The 20490-nt window shown below is 47.2% G+C and carries 21 protein-coding genes; 9 read left to right on the forward strand and 12 right to left on the reverse strand.

Annotated features, from left to right (window positions below; all coding sequences use genetic code 11):
- Window positions 1–45: 45 nt before the first annotated feature.
- The 7 genes from phoQ to rluE form a co-directional block, all read right to left on the reverse strand.
- Window positions 46–1509: a two-component system sensor histidine kinase PhoQ gene (gene phoQ / locus AK59_RS0102845; RefSeq protein WP_029881973.1), complete on the reverse strand. Its 1464-nt coding sequence runs from the start codon at window positions 1507–1509 to the stop codon at window positions 46–48.
- Window positions 1510–2181 (reverse strand): two-component system response regulator PhoP, encoded by a 672-nt coding sequence (gene phoP / locus AK59_RS0102850; RefSeq protein WP_013097083.1) that lies wholly within the window; start codon window positions 2179–2181, stop codon window positions 1510–1512. It abuts the gene before it with no gap.
- A gap of 123 nt (window positions 2182–2304) precedes the next feature.
- Window positions 2305–3675: an adenylosuccinate lyase gene (gene purB / locus AK59_RS0102855; RefSeq protein WP_029881974.1), complete on the reverse strand. Its 1371-nt coding sequence runs from the start codon at window positions 3673–3675 to the stop codon at window positions 2305–2307.
- Between the two features lie 19 nt (window positions 3676–3694).
- Window positions 3695–4324, reverse strand: a complete 630-nt coding sequence (gene hflD / locus AK59_RS0102860) for a high frequency lysogenization protein HflD (protein WP_013097081.1) — start codon at window positions 4322–4324, stop codon at window positions 3695–3697.
- 27 nt (window positions 4325–4351) lie between these two features.
- Complete coding sequence (gene mnmA, locus AK59_RS0102865; RefSeq protein WP_029881975.1) at window positions 4352–5464, reverse strand: tRNA 2-thiouridine(34) synthase MnmA; 1113 nt, start codon at window positions 5462–5464, stop codon at window positions 4352–4354.
- A 40-nt stretch (window positions 5465–5504) separates the two neighbouring features.
- A complete protein-coding gene (locus tag AK59_RS0102870) occupies window positions 5505–5978 on the reverse strand; it encodes an NUDIX hydrolase (RefSeq protein WP_029881976.1) in 474 nt (157 codons plus the stop codon).
- Window positions 5979–5987: 9 nt separating this feature from the next.
- Window positions 5988–6641, reverse strand: coding sequence for a 23S rRNA pseudouridine(2457) synthase RluE (gene rluE / locus AK59_RS0102875; RefSeq protein ID WP_029881977.1), 654 nt, complete (start codon window positions 6639–6641; stop codon window positions 5988–5990).
- Between the two features lie 117 nt (window positions 6642–6758).
- Here rluE and icd point away from each other — a divergent pair, with 117 nt between their 5' ends.
- From icd to AK59_RS1000000124035, 3 genes are all read left to right on the forward strand, one after another.
- The gene (icd, locus tag AK59_RS0102880; RefSeq protein ID WP_013097077.1) at window positions 6759–8009 is read left to right on the forward strand and encodes an NADP-dependent isocitrate dehydrogenase; all 1251 of its coding nucleotides are present in this window, start codon (window positions 6759–6761) and stop codon (window positions 8007–8009) included.
- Window positions 8010–8406: 397 nt separating this feature from the next.
- Window positions 8407–8889: an outer membrane beta-barrel protein gene (locus tag AK59_RS0102885; RefSeq protein ID WP_029881978.1), complete on the forward strand. Its 483-nt coding sequence runs from the start codon at window positions 8407–8409 to the stop codon at window positions 8887–8889.
- A gap of 17 nt (window positions 8890–8906) precedes the next feature.
- On the forward strand, window positions 8907–9443 hold the full coding sequence (locus tag AK59_RS1000000124035; protein WP_029881979.1) for a helix-turn-helix transcriptional regulator: 537 nt from the start codon (window positions 8907–8909) through the stop codon (window positions 9441–9443).
- A gap of 142 nt (window positions 9444–9585) precedes the next feature.
- On the opposite strand, the gene AK59_RS0102895 is transcribed toward AK59_RS1000000124035, so the two are convergent.
- The gene (locus AK59_RS0102895; RefSeq protein WP_029881980.1) at window positions 9586–10185 is read right to left on the reverse strand and encodes a helix-turn-helix domain-containing protein; all 600 of its coding nucleotides are present in this window, start codon (window positions 10183–10185) and stop codon (window positions 9586–9588) included.
- 562 nt (window positions 10186–10747) lie between these two features.
- Between AK59_RS0102895 and AK59_RS0102905 the strand changes: the two genes are divergently transcribed.
- A complete protein-coding gene (locus AK59_RS0102905) occupies window positions 10748–12049 on the forward strand; it encodes an oligosaccharide flippase family protein (RefSeq protein ID WP_231501484.1) in 1302 nt (433 codons plus the stop codon).
- Window positions 12050–12195: 146 nt separating this feature from the next.
- Here the strand turns inward: AK59_RS0102905 and AK59_RS0102910 are convergent, their stop codons facing one another.
- The 3 genes from AK59_RS0102910 to AK59_RS0102920 are packed head-to-tail and all read right to left on the reverse strand — an operon-like array spanning window position 12196 to window position 13948.
- Window positions 12196–12504, reverse strand: a complete 309-nt coding sequence (locus tag AK59_RS0102910) for a YciI family protein (RefSeq protein WP_029881982.1) — start codon at window positions 12502–12504, stop codon at window positions 12196–12198.
- A 3-nt stretch (window positions 12505–12507) separates the two neighbouring features.
- A complete protein-coding gene (locus AK59_RS0102915) occupies window positions 12508–13143 on the reverse strand; it encodes an FMN-dependent NADH-azoreductase (protein WP_029881983.1) in 636 nt (211 codons plus the stop codon).
- Window positions 13144–13168: 25 nt separating this feature from the next.
- Window positions 13169–13948 carry an alpha/beta hydrolase gene (locus tag AK59_RS0102920; protein WP_029881984.1) on the reverse strand — a complete coding sequence of 260 codons (780 nt, stop codon included), beginning with the start codon at window positions 13946–13948 and terminating at the stop codon, window positions 13169–13171.
- Between the two features lie 70 nt (window positions 13949–14018).
- Here AK59_RS0102920 and AK59_RS0102925 point away from each other — a divergent pair, with 70 nt between their 5' ends.
- From AK59_RS0102925 to AK59_RS0102945, 5 genes are all read left to right on the forward strand, one after another.
- On the forward strand, window positions 14019–15083 hold the full coding sequence (locus AK59_RS0102925) for a GlxA family transcriptional regulator (RefSeq protein ID WP_032618368.1): 1065 nt from the start codon (window positions 14019–14021) through the stop codon (window positions 15081–15083).
- 329 nt (window positions 15084–15412) lie between these two features.
- Window positions 15413–16048, forward strand: coding sequence for a response regulator transcription factor (locus tag AK59_RS0102930; RefSeq protein WP_029881986.1), 636 nt, complete (start codon window positions 15413–15415; stop codon window positions 16046–16048).
- 143 nt (window positions 16049–16191) lie between these two features.
- On the forward strand, window positions 16192–18189 hold the full coding sequence (locus tag AK59_RS0102935) for a BCCT family transporter (protein ID WP_029881987.1): 1998 nt from the start codon (window positions 16192–16194) through the stop codon (window positions 18187–18189).
- A gap of 61 nt (window positions 18190–18250) precedes the next feature.
- A complete protein-coding gene (locus AK59_RS0102940; RefSeq protein ID WP_029881988.1) occupies window positions 18251–18598 on the forward strand; it encodes a DUF1304 domain-containing protein in 348 nt (115 codons plus the stop codon).
- A gap of 71 nt (window positions 18599–18669) precedes the next feature.
- Window positions 18670–18915, forward strand: a complete 246-nt coding sequence (locus AK59_RS0102945; RefSeq protein ID WP_029881989.1) for a YmjA family protein — start codon at window positions 18670–18672, stop codon at window positions 18913–18915.
- Here AK59_RS0102945 and AK59_RS0102950 read toward each other — a convergent pair.
- Window positions 18893–20419 (reverse strand): EAL domain-containing protein, encoded by a 1527-nt coding sequence (locus AK59_RS0102950; protein WP_029881990.1) that lies wholly within the window; start codon window positions 20417–20419, stop codon window positions 18893–18895. The genes AK59_RS0102945 and AK59_RS0102950 overlap by 23 nt on opposite strands.
- Between the last annotated feature and the right edge of the window lie 71 nt (window positions 20420–20490).

Below are 20490 nucleotides of genomic sequence, written 5' to 3' on the forward strand. Positions count from 1 at the left end.
CGCAGAAGCCTGGGTGCGAGATCCGCGCATTTTTCACATAACGGGCTAACTATCGTTCGATGTGGGCTGCTGACGGCCAAAAATCACTTCCATTCTGGCACCGCCAAGTAAACTTTCACCGGTTTCGATTTTGCCGTCGTACTGGTCGACAATCTCGCGTGCGACGGACAACCCCACCCCCTGGCCGGGACGCAATGTATCCGCACGCTGACCGCGATCAAATACCACGTCACGTTTGTTGCGCGGGATCCCCGGGCCATCGTCCTCAACAATGATGTGCAGCTCGTTGTCCGTCTGACGGGCGGAAACCTCCACGAACTCCAGACAATATTTACAGGCGTTATCGAGCAGGTTACCCATCACCTCCATGAAATCATTTTTTTCGCCGACGAAACTGATTTCAGGAGAGATATCGAGACTGATGTTCACCCCTTTACGCTGATACACCTTATTCAGCGCAGAGGTCAGGTTATCCAGCAGTGGTGCCACGGGGTGCAGCTCCCGGCTCAGCAGGGCGCTGCCGGAACGCATGCTGGCGCGATGAAGATAGTAGCCAATTTGCTGCGAAATACGGCTGATCTGCTCCAGCATCACCGGCTCGGCATCATCGACGCTCATTCTGGAGCTGCGCATGGATCGCAGGGTGCTTTGCATGACGGCCAGCGGGGTCTTCAGGCTGTGAGTGAGGTCAGTCAACGTGGTGCGGTATTTATCGTAGCGCTCGCGTTCACTTTTCAGCAGGCGGTTAAGGTTACGCACCAGACTTGTTAGCTCACGCGTTGTCTCAGGATTAAGCTTCTCGCGATGATGCTCCTCCAGCTCGCGAACCTCTTTCGCCAGCGATTCAATCGGGCGCAAACTCCACCAGGCGGCAATCCACAGCAGCGGTATGACCAGCAGCAGATTGGCAGCCAGCACGTAGACGAACCAGCCCCAGACCCGATAAGAGCGTTTAAGCTCGACGGGGATGGTATCCACCACTACGATGGTCAGCTGCGGCATGTCAGGCGTGGCGGGATAGAGATTGATGGCGACGGAGTGGGTCATTTCTGTTTCGGCGTCATCGGCGCGGATCTCATTCAGCTTTTTTTGCAGAGAGCGATCTTCGCGCAGCAGGCTGCTGGTGGTATTCAGATCGGCTTCAATTTCATGGAATCCGTTGGTTTTCAGCCATTCCGGGCGGATGCTTTTCACCAGCCAGGGAACATCACGCTGTGCCCACAGCAGTTTCCCTTTTTCATTGTAAATCAGCGCCAGCGTGGGACTCTGCTGGTTAAGATTCTCCGGCATCTCGACGCTGATCTGGTTGTTTTCCCACTTTGCGAGGGTATAAAACAGGTTGCTCTCACCGCGCAGCAGACGAAAGGTCGTTTTATCAAAACTGACGCTGTAACCAACCAGCGCCACCATGCCGTAAGAAAGCGACAGCACCAGCACAACGGCGGCTGTGGCCAGCAAAAAGCGAACCCGCAGTGAAAGGGGCATAATGTGCCGCATAAGTCGTTTCATTTAGCGTAATTCGAACAGGTAGCCCTGACCGCGCACGGTTGTGATCACATCATGCGGATACTGCGCCTGAATCTTCTTACGCAAACGGCCCATCAGCACATCAATGGTGTGACTCTCACGCAGTTCGGCATCCGGATAAAGCTGGAGCATTAAGGAGTCTTTGCTCACTACTTTACCGTTGTTACGGATCAGCGTTTCCATGATGGTGTATTCGAAGGCCGTCAGTTTGATGACTTCATTGTTGATTGAGAATTCCCGACGGGAGAGATCCACCTGGAAAGGTGGAAGGGAAATCACCTGTGAGGCGAGCCCGCTGTTGCGGCGTAACAGGGCCTGCATGCGTGCCGCCACTTCTTCAATATGAAACGGTTTGGTGACGTAATCATCGGCACCGGCACTGAGCACTTCCACTTTGTCCTGCCAGCCTTCACGCGCGGTCAGCACCAGGACAGGAAGGGAGACATCATGGCTGCGCCAGCGGCGAATCAATGACAGCCCGTCTTCGTCAGGTAACCCGAGGTCAACGATGGCGATATCCGGCAGGTGTTCATTGAGATAATAATCGGCTTCTTTTGCATCTTCCGCATCATCCACCTGATGTCCCATCTCCTGAAGCTGAACCTTCAGGTGATGACGTAGCAATGCGTTATCCTCAACAACCAGTACGCGCATCATCTTTCTCCCAGAATTAATAGTATGAATAGTTTAACGCTGATTATGTTGTTGTGGGGATAAACATTGAGTAAACCGGGGAAAAAGCAGCCCCCTTTTCGGGCGAAAAGAGGGCGGGGGAGATTACTTCAGCTCGTCGACCATGGTGATGGCGCGGCCAATGTAATTCGCTGGTGTCATCTCTTTCAGGCGGTTTTTTTCCGCTTCCGGCAATGCGAGGCTATCGATAAACTGTTTCATACCTTCCGCATCGACACGTTTACCACGGGTCAGCTCTTTCAGTTTTTCATACGGTTTTTCGATGCCGTAACGACGCATTACGGTCTGGATCGGTTCGGCCAGCACTTCCCAGTTGTGGTCCAGCTCGTCCAGCAGACGATCGCGGTTCACTTCCAGCTTGCTCACCCCTTTCAGGGTGGACTGATAGGCGATCAGCGCATAGCCAATCCCCACGCCCAGGTTACGCAGCACGGTGGAGTCGGTCAGGTCGCGCTGCCAGCGGGAAACCGGCAGTTTGCTCGCCATATGCTGCAACACGGCGTTGGCCAGACCCAGGTTGCCTTCGGAGTTTTCGAAGTCAATCGGGTTCACTTTGTGCGGCATGGTTGAAGAGCCGATTTCACCGGCGATGGTCTTCTGCTTGAAGTGGTTCAGCGCGATATAACCCCACACGTCGCGGTCGAAGTCGATCAGAATGGTGTTGAAGCGGGCGATACAGTCGAACAGCTCGGCGATATAGTCGTGCGGCTCAATCTGAGTGGTGTACGGGTTCCACTGAATTCCCAGGGAGGTCACGAACTCTTCACTGAACTGATGCCAGTCCACTTCCGGGTAAGCGGCGATATGGGCGTTGTAGTTACCTACCGCACCATTGATTTTACCGAGGATCTCAACCTGTTCCAGTTGACGATACTGACGCTCCATACGGTATGCCACGTTAGCCATCTCTTTACCCATCGTGGATGGCGTAGCGGGCTGACCGTGGGTACGGGAGAGCAGGGGAATGTCGCGGTATTCCACAGACAACGCTTTCACCGCGTCAATGATTTTACGCCAGTAAGGCAGAACCACCTCTTTGCGCGCGGTAGAGAGCATCAATGCGTGAGACAGGTTATTGATGTCTTCAGAAGTACAGGCGAAGTGAATGAATTCAGACACCGCGTGCAGCGCCGGAACGCTTGCCACTTTCTCTTTCAGGAAGTACTCAACCGCTTTTACGTCGTGGTTGGTGGTACGTTCAATGGTCTTGATGCGTGCAGCATCTTCTTCATTGAAGTCAGCAACGATTTTATCAAGGTAATCGTTTGCCTGGGCGTCAAAAGCAGGAACTTCCTTGATTGCTGCCTGGGCGGCCAGCTTTTGCAGCCAGCGTACTTCAACCTGAACACGGAACTTCAGCAGGCCATATTCGCTGAAGATCCCGCGCAGCGCGCTGACTTTATCGCCGTAGCGTCCATCGACAGGGGATACGGCGGTCAGTGAGGATAATTCCATAATTCGCAACTCCGGGAGGTTAACAATGAGCAAGAATTTGTTTTGCCTGAGTCGTCAGGCGATTACGAGAAAACATTAACTGCAGGCGGCCACCGCCAACCTGATGCCACAGCACGGCGGCACGGATACCGGCCAGCAGCGAGGCGCGTACTTTTGCCTGGACCTGCGGGCTTTGCAGTACGGCAGGTGAACCGGTGACCTGGATACGCGGGCCCAGCGGACTGATGACATCAACATAAATACCGGCCATGGCGCTCAACAGCGTTTCAGACTGCAGATCAAAATGGTCGAGCTGACGCTGCAATCCGGCAATGCGGTCACCCAACGTATTCAGCGCGCCTTTCGCTGCGCTGAGTTTACGTTCCAGCACCATCAGGCTTAATGTATAACGGGTAAGCTCCGCGTTTAATCCCTGACGGCTGCTGGCATTAAGCACGCCAAGCAAGGTTTCAAGACCGAGACGAAGATTGGTTTCGCTGCCACCGAAGACACCCAGGGTTGAACCGGGGTTGAGATCGATAACGCTGTTGAGCGAAACGTGCAGCGCGTCAGCGTCACAATGACCCTGATGCGCCAGCTGTTGCACCAGACGGGCTGACTGGCAAATTCCTGCCAGTGCCAGGGTGATGTCATAATAGTTCTTCGCCACACGTTCTCCTTTATGTGTGCTATCGGGTTAAACGGCCGGCAGCGGCAGGCGCTGTTCTATGATCCCACCACCCAGGCAGATATCACCGCTGTAGAAGACGGCGGACTGGCCCGGCGTGACGGCTGCAACTGGCTCGTCAAAACGCACGTCAATGCGATCGTCATCCAGCGCGGTAATGGTGCAGGGGATATCCGTCTGACGGTAGCGTGTTTTTACCGTGCAGCGCAGGGTACCTTTGAGCGGTTCACGGTCGACCCAGTGCAACTGTTGCGCGATCAGGCCAACGGACATCAGACGCGGATGGTCGTGCCCCTGAGCGACGATCAGAATATTGTTTTCGACATCTTTGTCGACCACGTACCACGGATCTTCGCTACCGTCTTTGGTACCGCCGATACCCAGGCCTTTACGCTGGCCGAGGGTGTGGTACATCAGCCCCTGATGCTGGCCAATTTCGTCGCCATCGACGGTGACAATTTTACCCGGCTGCGCAGGCAGGTAGCGACCAAGGAAATCGCGGAATTTGCGCTCGCCAATAAAGCAGATACCGGTGGAGTCTTTTTTCTTCGCGGTGATCAGATCCAGCTCTTCAGCGATTTTACGGACTTCTGGCTTTTCCAGCTCGCCAACCGGGAACAGGCTTTGTGCAATCTGTTCATGGCTTAGCGTATAAAGGAAATAGCTCTGATCTTTATTACCGTCCAGACCGCGCAGCAGCTGGCTTTTGCCGTTCACATCGGAGCGACGCACGTAGTGACCGGTCGCAATATAGTCTGCGCCCAGATCTTCCGCCGCGAATTCGAGGAAGGCTTTAAATTTGATCTCTTTGTTGCACAGAATATCCGGGTTCGGGGTACGGCCCGCTTTATACTCTTCCAGGAAAAGCTCAAACACGTTATCCCAGTATTCTGCGGCAAAGTTAACGGTGTGCAGTTCAATGCCGAGCTTGTCGCACACGGCCTGCGCATCGGCGAGATCCGCAGCGGCAGTGCAATATTCCTCGCCATCATCTTCCTCCCAGTTCTTCATGAACAGGCCCTCCACCTTATAGCCCTGTTGTTGCAACAGGTAGGCGGAAACGGAGGAATCGACACCGCCGGACATGCCGACGATCACTTTTTTCTGGCTGTTATCTGACATGGAATACTCACGACATTGAACTTCAAGGCGGCGTATTCTATCACGCCCCCCCACCATTGACACCCTCTGTAAACGGCCAGTTAAATTCTGCGATGACCTCCAGCGGCAAGCGTGCGCCTGACTGCCAGCAGCGAATGCTTTCGGCAACCAGCGGCGAGCGCAGGTTTGGCGCGTTCAGGATCTCGTCGGCGGTGACCCACAGGCAGCGATCGATATCGTCGTCGTGCGGCTCAGTGGCGCACGTTTCGCTAAGCTCGACGGCAAATAAAAAACGCAGGAAGGGCGTTTTATCAGGCGCAATCCACTGATGCATACGAATGAAGTGCTGAGGCTCCGCGCGGATGCCCGTCTCTTCCCAGAGTTCACGTTTTGCGGCCTGTAATAAGGTTTCATTGGCTTCCAGATGCCCGGCTGGCTGATTCCACAGCGCTTTGCCGTTAATGCTCTCTTCTACAACCAGGAATTTCCCCTGCGCGTGAACCACACAGGCGACCGTGACATGAGGTTTAAACATATTGACTCCTTAAGGGGCAACGTCCCGCCATTCACCGTTAGCCAGGGAATCCAGGGTGTAACTGCCCATGGCATAGCGAATCAGGCGCAGGGTAGGGAAGCCCACGTGGGCGGTCATGCGCCGAACCTGACGGTTGCGGCCTTCATAAAGGGTGATTTTGAGCCAGCTGGTGGGAATAGATTTGCGCTCGCGAATGGGCGGGTTGCGCGGCCACAGCCACTCCGGTTCATTCACACGTTCAATACCTGCGGGCAGGGTGGGGCCATCGTTTAACGTCACGCCGTTGCGGAGTGCGGCGAGCGCCTCTTCATCCGGCTCACCTTCCACCTGCACAAAGTAAATTTTGCCGGTGCGTTTTCCGGGCTGCGTGAGTTTTGCCTGTAGGGCTCCGTCGTTGGTTAAGACCAGCAGACCTTCGCTATCGCGGTCCAGACGACCCGCGGCATAAACGCCCTGAACAGGAATGTAATCCTTTAACGTGCTGCGCCCGGCTTCGTCGGTAAACTGCGGCAACACATCGTAGGGTTTATTGAACAAAATAACCCGCTTTGGCTGGCTTTCTTGCGGTCTTCTGGCGGCTTGTCGTGAGCTGAATCGCTCAACCCGGTGTTTTGTAAAAGAAGTTTTCTTCATGGTATTTTCAGGCGTTATCAATTGCCGCATTATAGCCTAATAACGAAGACCTTTCATGGCGCAGGACAATCAGGTACTATCGAAGGGCTCATTACAATTTATTAACATAAGATCAGTAACAACCAGAAGCGCTCGAAGGAGAGGTTAATGGAAAGCAAAGTAGTTGTTCCGGCGGAAGGTAAAAAGATCACCCTGCAAAACGGCAAGATTAACGTTCCTCACAATCCGATCATTCCATTCATCGAAGGTGATGGTATCGGTGTAGACGTTACCCCGGCAATGCTGAAAGTGGTTGATGCCGCTGTTGAGAAAGCCTACAAAGGCGAGCGTAAAATTTCCTGGATGGAAATTTACACCGGTGAAAAATCTACTCAAGTTTATGGCCAGGACGTTTGGCTGCCAGCAGAAACGCTGGACCTGATCCGCGACTACCGCGTTGCTATCAAAGGCCCACTGACAACGCCAGTTGGTGGCGGTATCCGTTCCCTGAACGTGGCACTGCGTCAGGAGCTGGACCTGTACGTGTGTCTGCGTCCGGTTCGTTACTATCAGGGCACCCCAAGCCCGGTTAAGCACCCTGAGCTGACCGATATGGTTATCTTCCGCGAAAACTCAGAAGACATCTACGCGGGTATCGAATGGAAAGCTGACTCTGCTGACGCAGAAAAAGTGATTAAATTCCTGCGCGAAGAGATGGGCGTGAAGAAAATTCGCTTCCCTGAGCATTGCGGTATCGGCATCAAGCCGTGCTCCGAAGAAGGGACCAAACGTCTGGTGCGCGCGGCAATTGAATACGCGATCACCAACGACCGTGACTCTGTGACCCTGGTTCACAAAGGCAACATCATGAAGTTCACCGAAGGCGCGTTCAAAGACTGGGGTTACCAGTTGGCGCAAGAAGAGTTCGGCGGTGAGCTGATCGACGGCGGCCCATGGCAGAAGATCAAGAACCCGAACACCGGCAAAGAGATCATCATTAAAGATGTTATCGCCGATGCGTTCCTGCAGCAGATCCTGCTGCGTCCAGCGGAATACGACGTGATCGCCTGTATGAACCTGAACGGTGACTACATCTCCGACGCCCTGGCTGCACAGGTTGGCGGTATCGGTATCGCCCCAGGCGCGAACATCGGTGACGAATGCGCCCTGTTCGAAGCAACCCACGGTACTGCACCAAAATACGCAGGCCAGGACAAAGTGAACCCAGGCTCTATCATCCTGTCCGCAGAGATGATGCTGCGTCATATGGAATGGTTCGAAGCCGCAGACCTGATCGTCAAAGGTATGGAAGGCGCGATTAACGCGAAAACCGTAACCTATGACTTCGAACGTCTGATGGAAGGCGCTAAACTGCTGAAATGTTCAGAGTTTGGTGACGCGATTATCGCGAATATGTAATCTATTAGCTGGGTTATACAACAACGGGAGCCGATTGGTTCCCGTTTTTATTATTATTTTTCGGATGGTTATCAATAGCTTATCAAAACCCTTTCTTAAGCAGATGTTATTTCCAGTTCTCTCTGTATCTGCCACAACAATTTACGGTAGGGTATATTCTCTACTGTAAATATATCAACTGTATGCGCATTTTACTTCCTCATGTATCAAAAATAAACAATCCCGAATTTCATTTCCTTAAAATACTTTATCCAGGAATGACTGGTTCGTGTCAGTAGCCTTAGTCAATATATAAAAATAAACATTTTGTTGTGCAATTAAAACTTTTGCATGTGTATTTATATGCTGGTAACACAATTTTATCTCTGTATATTTAAGAGAAATTATTGGAGGAACTATGCATAAATTTAATCTAGCAGCTGCTTTTCTTTTTTTTGGCGCTTTTACCATGCCAGTATTTGCCAGTAATTCAATGTCTATAAATTATGCTGCAGGCAAAGAGAGTGGGGCCGAAAAGATGCATGGCATGAATGTGATATTTAAACACGATATGGGTAATTTTGCACTGGTCGCATCAGGTACTTATATACAGAATACCAGCGGTTCCGGGAACTCTTATTTGAAAAACAAATACGCATCAATTATGCCGGGGCTCGCTATTAATATCACACAAGATATAAATTTTTATGGACTTGCTGGTATTTCTTGTGGTTCAAAAATGAAACCTGATCAAAGTCATGAGATTTATGGGGCAGCTTTTGGTACTGGTTTGGTTTACAACTTAACAGACAATATTCAATTAAATACAGGATATGAATTGGGTCTTGTTGATAACAAAGAAATAGATACTTTCATCATTGGGATAGGATATTTGTTCTGACTTTCAAGGTGAATGAAATGATATCAAAAAAAATAATAAGAATATATGTTATTACTGATAACTATTTTTTATATTACGGCATCAGGGAACTCATTTACGATTCTAAAGTATTTGAATCTTACACATATAACGTTGAGCAAACCGCTAAGCTTCCAGCTCTTATTTTTTATCATAAGTATCATACTCAAGATATAATCATTACAGATAATTTCTTACATTGTTACGCAGTTTCAAAATATAGACCGGAAAAAACGTTAATTTTGCCATGTAATTATGATTTGGATAAATATATAGAGTGTTTTAATGATTTAACAAATCAAGATTATTTTCACAATGCACTTTATTTTAAAAAGTTATCATCGAAAGAGACCCTGCTGTTAACTTTATTTTCTGAGGGAGCAACAGATGACAAAATTGCTATTATGCTTAACATAACAAAAAAGACAATCAGCTCTCATAGGCGTAATATTTTGCAAAAATTAAACCTGAAGAATAGGCATGAATTGTATATGTATGCTTTGGCAACAAAAGAAGGGTTGTATGAACACGTATAACATAATATCTATTTTAACGATAATGGTATTGATTCCATTTTCAATTTATTGTTTTTATGCTAATTATCGCATCAATGAAAACAAAAGAATTGCATCAGAAACAACACCATTATGGCGAAAGATATTTCTGCCTCCTAAATGATTAATATTTTAATGGTAAGTTTTTGATGTTTAGAAGCTTTCCTCTGTGAATGTTAATATATCCACCATCATTCAAATCTTTTAAAACTTTATTTAAGGAACTACGAGAAATTGAGCTTCTGGACAAAATGAACTTGAACACTGAAATTTGAGATCTTTCATTTTCTGGTAATTCCCATATGGCTTCTAAATTGTTTTTTATAATATCGTAGGCATTTTTTGATGAAAATCTCTGGTCTCTTTTGAAAAAGTTTAAAGTGATTTCACAAGTCATTAAGAAAAAATGTTTCCACAAGTTATTACTATCAGCCAAACAATCCAATTCCACAGTTGAAATTGCTGTGAAAGTTGCATCCGTTGAAGCTCGAAAGTAATGGTAATCATCCTTTTCGAACATAAAGATTATCCCAAGAATATAAGGCGCATATACAGTGAAAATTAAAATATCGTCTGCTTTTCTATAAATGTCTACTCTACCTTCAGTGAGAAAGTATACATGTGGTTTATTATTAAGCATGAAGTTTATTCGTTGTCCATTTGACGCATAAATGCGCATAAACTTGTTAGATCCTTCAACAATCTCTAAGATATGGTTAAACATGGTGTGAAGCCTCAGCTACTATTTTCATTCTTAAAGTTTGATGTTAGGTAATCATATAACCTTTTTAGAAGATGGCAAGTTTAAATTTAAATATGTGTTTGTGTAATTATACATAATTTAATTTTTTATAGGCCAGATCATCAAAAGTAAGTGCTGAGTTCTTAAGATTTTATCAACCTATCATTGTTAATAGTCGATTCGAAGATGGCTTTATGTTATTTGAGCGTGATTTTTAGAGTTAATCATTTATATGGAAATTTATTTCTATATAGGAATGATATACGACTCTTTACTTTTTATCGGTATTGCGCAAAACAACTCATTAATTCTATATGGATTGATGCTTGGCACTTAAAAAATCATCTCTTTTTTAAGTTGGGCTGAGTATTAACACGGGGGCTCGATATGTTGTTTCTATTGTTATGCATAGCTTTATTGATACTAATGGTAGCTGTTTTTTATTTTATTCGGTTGAATAAAAAAAGTATGGATGTAACTCAATTTATAGATTTGCTTTATAAAGATGATGAAGAGAAATGAATATTTAAATGAGGTTGAGTAAGTGTTAAGCAAAACTCAAAAAAATTTCTTGTGGATGATTGCAGAAAAAACAATCGGCGTAGTGGGCCTTTTCTTTATAAATGCTTTGGTGGCTAAATACCTGGGGCCTGTGGTAATTGGGCAAATAGCAATTGCAACTGCCATTTTTCAAATTGTTCAGGTTGTAGGGGTGTTTGGCAGCGATAGTATATTCTATAAAAGGATAAGCACAAACTTGATTGGCGGCATACAATTAATGATGCCTGTATTTGTGTTGAGAAGTATAATATTTATCTTTTTGGCAAGTATTTGCATAATTTTTTTAAATATGAGAATGGATTTAACAGGTATGACATTAGTGCTGTCAATCTGTTTGGCGTATTATTTTTATACTATTGATACTTACACAATTTTTAACGAGTCACTACTGAACTCAAGAATTAATGCTATTGCAAACGTAGTTGGCCTTATTTTCGGCTTAGTAGCCAGGGCATTAATGGTTAGATATAAAGTGCCGATTATCTATTTTGGATTGCCTCTAATAATAATAAGTGCCATTCCTTATTTTCTAAAATCATATGTATTTAGAAAACAATATAAAAGGATGGTAACAATTAAGTATAGTGTACTAAAAAAAAGATTATTCCATCTGAGTTATGCGGGAAGCATTCTTGTTATTCCTTCAATCATTTCATCAATCTATCCAAGGTTGAATGTGCTTATAATCTCTTTTTTATATGGTAATCATGATGTCGGTATTTATTCAGTTTCTCAAAGCATTGCAACGAGTTGGAGTTTCATTTTATTATCGTTGTTGACGTCTTGTCTTCCATCTGTATTTCGAGAGAAAAATAATCAAAAAATAATTAAATTAGGTGCCAGGTTACATTTAAATATCATTTTGTTGTCGATTCCGGCAATGTTGGTGATTACATTTTTAGTAAACTTCGCAATTCTCTATCTATACGGGGAATCCTATAAGGAGTCAATAACACCCTGCATTTTGTTATGTTTCTCAACATTATTGTCTACACTTGGTATGGCTTCATCAAAAATAATAATTAAGTTTTCTGGGTATAGGTTTTTATTATGGAAGACTATATTTATATTGGTTTTAAGTCTGGTGCTTTCTTATTCCTTTTCTATCAGGTTCGGATTGATTGGTGCTGCATCAGCGGTTATCATTACTGAAGTTTTTTCTCTGACAGTTTTTAACTATTTGTTTATGCAGGGGTTTATATTATCAGTCCACATCGAGATGTTTAAAATTATTTATGGGTATTTTTGGGGGTTATTTGGAATGAAAAAATCAGATGGAAGCTAAATAAAGGCAGCCTCAAAGCTGAGCTAAAAAATGCTTCTAAGATTTATTCTTAATGGCGCGCTGTTTAATGACAAATAAAAGCGTCCTCGAAATACATGAAACAGACTCATTTCATAGGTTTCAGGACGCTTTACAGTGAGTAATGGTCAGATGAAACGAGCGTTCTCCGCCCATTTTTTTGGGAATCCCAGCGCGCATAACGCCGGCTCAATACTCATTACTTCGGCATCTGCAATGTTATGAATTATAAAGGGGTCATCCTGAAGAAAGTTATGAATATTGCTGATGTTATCCCCCTGAAAAAGAATGAAGCCGCCAGCACCATTGCTGAGCGGGCCGGCAAAAAGAATCACTCCTTCATCAAACCCCCTCAGCAGCCATTGTTTATGTGCGTCAAGATGATCAGAAATCGCATCAGGTTGTGTCAGGTAAGTCAGCGTGACGGCGTGCAACATGGTTTATTCCTTAGCGGCAGAAACGGTATTAATGGCTTGTGGTATTAAAGAGAAAGCACGGGATAGTTCTCTGAGCTTTACTTCCTCCCCTTTAGATGCGCCTTCAGCCCGGACAAACACAACATTTGAAATGCCCAGGAAGCCCAGAAACTTACGCAGAAATTGCTCCTGAAAGTCCATTTCTTCAAATGCCGTACCGGCATAAAAACCACCCCTGGCTGAGGCTATGATGACTCTTTTTTCCCCCGCAAGACCAACAGGGCCTGTTGGGGTGTAGCTGAAGGTTTTCCCTGGCTGCGCGATTCTGTCCATCCAGGCTTTTAATTGGCTGGGAACAGAAAAGTTGTACATTGGCGCTCCGATAACAATCACGTCGCTTTCAAGAAACTCAGAGACCAGAGCATTTGATAATTCTCGCTCAGAGTCCAGACGCGTTATAGTTGCGGGTCGTCCGGTAACAGGCCTGAATTCTGCAGCGATTTCCCCGGTGAGATGGCTGATTTCGTCTTTTACAAGATCCCGGTAAGTCAGTTGATTCCCCTGACTGGTTGCCATCAGTTGTTTCACTGTTTCAGCCGACAACTGTCGGGTTACTGAAAATTCATAATTGATACTTGAATCAAGATGGAGAATTTTCATTGCATATCGTCCTGTTGTGTAAGGGTCAGTGAATACTCTGCGCAGCATTTACAATCAGTGCTGCAACCTCTTTGGGATGAGAAATCATGGATAGATGATCTGAGTGAATTCGTGTGATATGTGCGCCTGCTTCACGGGCAAAATTTGCCTGTACTAACGGGTTCAGCGCGTTATCGTTTTCTGTGATGAGATACCAGGAGGGTTTCTCTCTCCAGGCTGCCGCGTTCACTTTTTCGTTAAAAGCGGCAGCGGCGATAGGCTGTTGCACCGCAGAAATCAGAAGGCTCTGTTTCATGCTTAGCTCATTAGCCATAACCTGATGAAACAACTGTGGCTTATCAAGCCAGATGAGGCCGTTTTTATCGGCTTCCATACCTTTCATGGGGGCATTGAAGTGCGCAAGTGCGTCAGAAACAGACTGATTGCTGTCCGGAACAAGGGCGGACAAATAGACGAGCCCCTTTACGTTATTCGCATTACCAGCCTGGGTGATCACCGCCCCTGCCCATGAATGGCCAACGAGCAGTACGTTACCATTTTGACGCTCAAGTACACGCTCTGTTGCAGCCACATCCTCTCGTAAGGATGTCAGGGGATTCTGAACAGCAGTAACGTGGTAGCCCCGGTCCTGCAGGAGAGCGATGACGGCTGACCAGTTCGATCCGTCAGCAAAGGCACCGTGAACCAGCACGATATTTTTTACACCCGAATCCTGTGCCATAAGCGGCGGGTTGCTCATAAATAAAAGACACAAAGCAAATACTCCTTTTCGCAGCGCGACCGACATTAAATTTTGCTTACGCATAACTGTATTTCCCGTATTTCTCAGTTTCAGGCAGTGTAATCATGCTGACAGGGGGTATGAAGTGTCATTAATGACAGGTAACATGCGAAATAAGACATTCTTCGGCACTGGGGTTAAAATGCGAGTTGCGTTACTTGCGCTTCCGGGCAACATGCGTTCGGCGCTGGCAGGGCTGGCTGATATGTTTTGGCTGGCGAATCAGGTGATCAGGCTAAACCCTACAGTGAGCCCTGAACTATCCAGGGCTGATCCATTTTTTGACGTCAGGACGATTACCGCGGATGGGCAGCCCGTCAGGGACGTTCAGGGACGAATCATCGAAAGTGATGGCTCATTTAATGAACCTGACAACTTCGAGCTGATCATTGCCAGCGGTATGCAGTTGGATGAGCAAAGATTTCCGGCTGACAAAGCAGCTGTATCGAATGCGGCCGAGTGGTTGAAAGTTAAATATTCAGAGGGAAGCTGTATTGCCTCAGCATGTGCGGGCGGTTTTGTGCTGGGAGAGGCGGGTTTGCTCAACGGACGGGTCTGCACCACTACGTGGTGGTTATATCCAACTTTCGCTGAACGCTATCCACTTGCAAAACCCATATGGGGAAAAACCCTGGCAGAACAAGACAATGTGATAACCGCGGGCGGCCCGCTTTCATGGGTCGATCTGGTTATATACCTCGTACGCAATCATGCTGGTAATGAGCTGGCAAAATTGACAGCTGACATGGCCGTTGCTGACAGCCAGCCTTTGTCACAGCAAATTTATGCGCCCGCAGGTTTTCTCAACTCAAGACATCCTCTACTGACTAAAGCAGAGAGTCTGCTTCGTTATCAGAACCCTGCAATGACGGTAAAGCAACTTGCTGCAGCTCTGAATATGACGACCCGCACGCTGAACCGTAAAATGAAAACGCTCATCCAGGAAAGTCCGAAAGACTTCATTACGCGGGTTCGTATTGAAACTGCATCTGTGCTTCTTGAAAGCCCAGGAAAGACTATTTCACAGATCGCAAATATTTGCGGATATAGCGATGAAACTGCTTTCCGGCGTGCTTTTAGCGCCATGATGGGGATGTCCCCCGGAAGTTTCAGAAAGCGGCTTTTGACAACGAACCCTTCAAATTCTGGCTGCGAATGAGCGGCTATTGTTGGCTTATCAAGGGCGTGACTGAGCTGATGATTGGCTGACCATCCGTCAATATCATGTCGTCCTCTGAATATAAAAGTGTGGCGCGGACAGATTCACACTCGAAAGCGAATGTTGTGAAAGTTCAGTTTTTTTCGGATTGTCCTGATGCTACTCGCAGTCAATAAGCCTGACGGTTGACGAATGGTTGGCTTGTTTGATTTTACCTACTGTTGGTGTGGAAAAGATATCCGGCATGACGTTAGCAGTCATAAATACTTTGGGAATGGACGCAACTGTTCGTATTATGTCCCTGAAAGATTTAATCAGGAGAAATTGATATGGAAGAGGTTATTTATGTTATCGATGATGATGATGCATATCGGTCGTTTGTTGTTCAGTTCTTAACAGCCGCGGGCTATCAGACGTTTGACTTCAGTAATGCCGAAGAATTTTTATCCTCTCCCATCGTTGATCATCCTTCATGCTTAATCCTTGAATTAAACCTTCCGCGTATGAATGGCTTTGACGTGATGGATGCACTCAAAGCGCGTGGATGCGCTATACCGGTACTCATTCTGACGAAGAGCGGCTCCATCCCTTCCTGCGTACGGGCAATGAAAGCAGGCGCCCGGGATTTTTTGACCAAACCGGTCGAACCTGAACAACTTTTGCGTGTGGTGAATGAGGTATTGATCGACGCGACAAACCATTTTCTGGAACAGCAACGGTTATTTGAACTGTGCAAAAATTACCAGGCGTTGACGCGACGTGAGAAACAGATTTTTGAGCTGGCAATTAATGGCTTGCAAAATAAACAAATCGCATCGGAACTGGGCATAACAGAAATTACGGTGAAGGTGCATCGACGCAGGGTGATGGATAAAATGCAGGTTCGTACGTTAGCGGATCTGGTGCATGCTGCCGGCACGTTGCAAATCGGTAAATCCCGATGTCCACCCCGCAGGCTTTATTGATAACGCGGCGATCGTCACCGGACAGTTTATATTACTCTGACATTCATTCAGATTATTGTCCCCCTGGGGTGTTGAATTTTGCTACCCTATGAGAGGTAACGCCTCTCAACCGGGGCGGTCTACGATAATGGAATGAATTGATTATGAGTGAAAATGATACTATCCCAAAGAAGCCTACAAGCCAGATTAACAAAGCGGTATTCTTCACATCTGCTTTGTTAATTTTCCTTCTTGTCGCCTTTGCCGCAGTATTCCCGGATCTGGCCGACAAAAAATTCAAACTCCTGCAGCAACAGATCTTCACCAATGCCAGCTGGTTCTACATTCTTGCTGTCGCCCTGATTTTACTGAGTGTTACTTTCCTCGGTCTTTCGCGTTACGGTGATATCAAACTGGGGCCGGATCATGCCCAGCCTGATTTCAGCTACCATTCCTGGTTTGCGATGCTGTTTTCGGCAGGGATGGGGATCGGCCTGATGTTCTTTGGCGTTGCCGAACCGGTAATGCATTACCTTTCGCCACCCGTCGGCACCCCTGAAACCGTAGCCGCAGCGAAAGAAGCCATGCGCCTGACGTTCTTCCACTGGGGACTGCATGCATGGGCCATCTATGCCATAGTGGCGCTGATTCTGGCATTCTTCAGCTACCGTCACGGTTTGCCATTAACGCTGCGTTCCGCACTCTATCCCATCATCGGCGATCGCATCTACGGTCCTGTCGGCCATGCAGTCGATATTTTTGCGGTGATAGGGACGGTCTTTGGCGTTGCCACATCGCTGGGTTACGGTGTTTTGCAGGTTAATGCCGGTCTGAACCACCTTTTTGGGGTGCCCATCAATGAAACGGTGCAGGTCATTCTGATTGTGGTGATTACGGGGTTAGCGACGATTTCAGTGGTGTCCGGTCTGGACAAGGGAATACGTATCCTCTCTGAACTCAATCTGGGTCTGGCTGTTTTACTTCTGGCGCTTGTGCTGTGTCTTGGACCAACCGTACTTTTACTGAAATCTTTTGTCGAAAATACCGGCGGTTATCTTTCGGAATTAGTGAGTAAAACCTTTAACCTTTACGCCTACGAACCGAAATCAAGCAACTGGCTTGGTGGCTGGACGCTATTGTACTGGGGATGGTGGCTTTCCTGGTCGCCGTTTGTCGGTATGTTCATCGCGCGCGTATCCCGTGGCAGGACAATTCGTGAGTTTGTTACGGGCGTGCTGTTTGTTCCCGCAGGTTTTACCCTCATGTGGATGACGGTGTTTGGTAACAGCGCCATTTATCTCATCATGAATCAGGGAGCAACAGACCTGGCAAATACCGTCCAGCAGGATGTCGCGCTGGCCCTGTTTAATTTCCTTGAACATTTCCCGTTTTCCTCAGTGTTGTCATTTATTGCAATGGCGATGGTCATTGTCTTCTTTGTCACCTCGGCTGACTCCGGGGCGATGGTTGTTGATACGCTGGCATCGGGTGGCGTCGCTAACACGCCTGTATGGCAGCGAATTTTCTGGGCCTCGCTCATGGGGATTGTGGCCATTGCACTGCTGATTGCGGGTGGGCTAAGCGCGCTGCAAACCGTGACAATAGCGAGCGCATTACCGTTCTCCGTGATCTTATTGATCTCAATATACGGACTGTTAAAAGCCCTGCGTCGGGATTTGACCAAACGTGAAAGCCTGAGCATGGCGACGATTGCGCCGACTGCCGCACGTAACCCTATTCCGTGGCAGAGAAGGTTGCGCAATATTGCCTATCTGCCGAAACGTTCTCTGGTGAAACGGTTTATGGACGACGTTATCCAGCCTGCCATGACGTTGGTTCAGGAAGAACTGAACAAGCAGGGGACGTTGAGTCATATCAATGATGCGGCTGACGATCGTCTCCGGCTTGAAGTTGATTTAGGCAATGAGCTGAACTTTATTTATGAAGTGAGGCTACGTGGCTATAATTCGCCAACTTTTGCTCTTGCCGCTATGGATAATGACGAGCAACAGGCAGAGCAACACCGCTATTATCGCGCTGAAGTGTATCTGAAAGAGGGCGGTCAGAACTATGATGTGATGGGCTGGAATCAGGAACAGCTTATCAATGACATACTGGACCAGTACGAAAAACATCTGCACTTCCTGCATCTGGTTCGTTAATACTAAAATGCCGTCCGATGGGACGGTATTTATTTTGCCACTGACTGTGTGAGACAGCCTTATGTTAGCCACTGTACTTATCGTTATTGTTGCGTTAATCCATCTCTATATTCTGGTGCTGGAGATGTTCCTGTGGAACACCAAAACCGGGCACAAGGCTTTCAATCTCACGCCCGATTTTGCGCGTGAAACCCGCGTACTGGCTGCGAATCAGGGGCTGTATAACGGTTTTCTGGCGGCGGGTCTGCTCTGGGGACTCTGGCTCGGAGAGCGCGGTGTCCCTGTGACCGTCTTTTTCCTGAGCTGCGTGCTACTTGCCGGAATTTTTGGCGCAGCGACTGCCAGTCGAAAAATCCTCTATGTTCAGGCTATGCCGGCTCTCGCTGCCTTACTTGCGCTGCTTATCTAATACTTTGGTCAACGTAATGCGTCCGCTATACTCGGTGCATCACCCGCTAAATGACAGACGAGAGACTGTTTATGAACAACGATATTCCGCTTAAATATTATGACATCGTCGATGAGTATTCGACGGAAACCGCTGAACCAGTCAGTGAGTCAGAGCATGACGCGCTGGCGTACTATTTCCAGCTGCTGCTGACGCGGTTAACGAGCAACGAGGAAATCAGCGAGGAAGCCCAGCAGGAAATGGCCAGTGAGGCGGGGATCCGCACGGCACGCATCGATGATATTGCGAATTTCCTTAATCAGTGGGGGAACGAGTAGCCCGCAAGGGCATTCTCATCGTAAGTTTCTTCGCCAGTTCACTGCGTGTCAGTGATTTTGAGAAGTACCACCCCTGGATTAGAGCGTCAGGATACCTGTCCGCAATAAAACGATACTGGGTTTCACTTTCCACCCCTTCGAAAACGAGCGTTTTGTTGAGCCTGGCAAGCGCATCGCAAAAAATAGCAAAAATATTCTGCTTATAATGTTCATTGATACCGTCCACCAGCGACTTATCGATTTTGATTTCGTCATATTCCAGCAGAGAGAGTCGGTCCAGGTTTGAGTTTTTCACGCCGAAATCGTCTATCGATATTCTCACCCCAAGTTTTTTCAGCTCCAGACAAAACCCTTCCAGAATATCTGCACTGGATACCGCTTTTTCTGAAAGTTCCACTTTTATCAAAGACAGGGGGATGTGATTAAATGCACATTCACGACGTAACGTCTGGATAAACTGTCCATCTTCAATCTCTGTTCGCCCAACGTTCAGCGAAATCATCAGCTGATGTTTAATGACAAGCGGTGCGATCTCAGACAGCGATTTTTCAATAATATTAATATAATACTGTCGGTACAGCCCAATTTTCTTTATTAAAGGAATAAACAGTTCCGGAGAGACATCGGTGCGATGATAATCGCGCCATCTCGACAGCACTTCTACCCCGACAATGCTTTTATCCTGGATACGTATAATCGGCTGGTAGTTAACGCTGATAGAATTGTTTTTTACCGCCTTAACCAGCGTTCGCTCCAGTGAGAAGCGATCTTCGTAAATGCGCATGAAAAACAACGAGATTGCGGTCCAGATAAAATACAAAATAGTCGTCAGAAGAATAAACACCACAACGGGGAGCGAAGCCAGGCCCGCGTCGTAATGCTTCACCGTAACGCATATGTCCCATCGCGTGCTGCACTGCGTCAGGATCAGGGTAAATAGCGCTGAATCTGGCCAGTGGTGTTTTATGACATCTGGCTTAACCGAGAAAAAAGTGCGGTCGAAATCTTTCGTCGTGGTACTCAGCGCATAGTTTGCCGTAACCGGCATGAATTTATCGTAGGCATAACGCGAGGTGAAAATAATCACATTATTATAGATTGCCGCGTTGCCAGTGAAAAAATCTTTTCTCGAAAACTGCGCTAACAGAAAGCCTCTTGGTGTTTTATGGAGTTCTGTCGGTAGAGGGACTGGAGTGGCGAGCTTACCCCAAAAGGCAGTACAGACGACTTGCCCATTTTCAACAAAACCGATATCGGAAAAATAGGGGCTGTCGAGTTTTAGCTTTCTGTAGCGATCAAGGCTGGTTTGATCGCAGCCTCGGGTTGTTACCTCTTTAAGGGCCAGCGCGATGCTTTCGGATAATCCTTCGGAATAGTGCAAAAGCGTCTGGGCGATCTCACGCTGTTTATCCTTCTGCTGGCTGATGATAACCGCGTTCACCGTATACAGAGACAGAATGACCAGAATCGTTGATACGATAGCAACGGCAATGATTTTTTTCATTTTCCGGTTATCCTGTCAGCTCCCTGATGGGGTGAATCTTAACACAGCCGGGGCAGGGTACAAGCCTGGTA

Source organism: Enterobacter sp. T1-1 (assembly GCF_000710795.1).
Taxonomy (GTDB): domain Bacteria; phylum Pseudomonadota; class Gammaproteobacteria; order Enterobacterales; family Enterobacteriaceae; genus Enterobacter; species Enterobacter cloacae.